General features: G+C 34.5%; 1 protein-coding gene and 1 pseudogene. Both read right to left on the bottom strand.

Translation table 11 applies throughout. The features are described from left to right. Positions 1 to 184: 184 nt before the first annotated feature. On the bottom strand, positions 185 to 568 hold the full coding sequence (locus BLW93_RS08660) for a hypothetical protein (RefSeq protein ID WP_076713665.1): 384 nt from the start codon (positions 566 to 568) through the stop codon (positions 185 to 187). Further along, positions 549 to 1,286: pseudogene (locus BLW93_RS08655) on the bottom strand (RAMP superfamily CRISPR-associated protein); the annotation flags it as partial. The gene BLW93_RS08660 and the pseudogene BLW93_RS08655, both read right to left, overlap by 20 nt. Positions 1,287 to 1,387 lie beyond the last annotated feature (101 nt).

The raw sequence follows: 1,387 nt of genomic DNA, 5'->3' as shown, positions 1-1,387 counted from the left end.
TGAGGCTAAGGAAGAACTTCAGGATATGTTCTCCAGGAGGTACTCCTAATGGTTTACACAAAATTATTGACACAACCAGTTTGCCCGGGAATAAAAATTTCCGTCTCCGAAACAACCCCCCAGTTATATTTTCCTATATGTATAGGTTGTATTTGCTCTAAAACCATTTTATACCAACTCATCTTTAATCTCCTAACGCCTTTGCGTGGTATCTTGCATAAATGAGAGTTTTTTCTAACAGTTGTTTGATAAATAGAAGCTTGTGGAGATTTTCTGAAAGAAGTTGAAAGTATTCTTCTCTATTCTGATGGGAGTATTCTTTATCATTTGGTTTTGCTATGTTGAAGATCTCTTCTAACTCGTCTAAAAAGATTTGTATAGCTTCTTCTTTTTGAGAAATTATGAAGACATAATATGCATAGATGCCATTATTGGAAAGAATGCCTAAGGATTTGTCTATAAGATTCTTTAACTTAGTTTTGTCTTTTGATTCTTGTATTTTACTAACTATTTCAAATGCTATTTTGCTTGTTAAAGCTTCTATGTTATCAAGTTTCTGGCTGTTCATTTCTTTCACCTCCATCATTGTTTGAAGATGCATTTTTAGCCTCTGGGTCACTAATGTTAATTACCAACCTTCCAAAGCCTCTTGTAGTCATTCCGCCTATACCCAGAGTTTCATAAAAATGTTTACTATTATTTAATGCTTGTTTTAGCTCGTCTGCTTTGGGAAGTGGTTTAAGAGAATTTTCTATATCTTCAAACTCCTTCTTATCAAAAACTCTTATGGTTCCATAAAATATTGTTCCTCTTGGAATTGCTTCAGACGTGAATAATGCCCCCTCTTTAGCAGCACCTGTGATAGGGTCAATGGAAACGGAAGTTCTCATTTCAAGATTTGAGTTTACTATTTGAGAAAAAAGGCTTTCTGGCACTATTATAATATCATCAGCATTCAACTTAAAACTATTAAAATTAAAGTTGTTTAAATTGTCATTATTAAGACTATGCTCTCCCTCAACTTCCAAATACAGCCATCCAAGGTTTAAATGCCCTTCATTACCATTTTTTGTTTTAATTTTATCATCTCTCGGTGCTTCCCCATTGTCTATACCTATTTCATTCAAAGTTCTTGTAGTTGTAATCCACTTCGTCCCTTTTATAGTAAATACTGGAAAAAACGCAATGTTTAAATCACTAAAAAATACCATCCCTTGCCAACTAATACTTTTTTTAGAAAATCCAAATCCTTTACAGACTATACAGTGTCCGCAGTGTCCTGTGTTCTTCGGTAGTGTACGATATTTTGTGTAAGCTTGAGAAATGGGATAACCTCCTGGGGAACACCCCACAAATACCAACCCCAGGAGGCAAAAATGGAACTACA

It is taken from the genome of Desulfurobacterium indicum, assembly GCF_001968985.1.
Lineage (GTDB): Bacteria > Aquificota > Aquificia > Desulfurobacteriales > Desulfurobacteriaceae > Desulfurobacterium_A > Desulfurobacterium_A indicum.
The sequence above is the reverse complement of the archived record's forward strand: the minus strand, read 5'-3'. Positions and strand labels throughout refer to the sequence as shown.

What these genes read in the sequence shown, in the direction of transcription:
- BLW93_RS08660 (WP_076713665.1), bottom strand. Translation starts at nt 568, where the DNA reads ATGAACAGCCAGAAACTTGATAACATAGAAGCTTTAACAAGCAAAATA.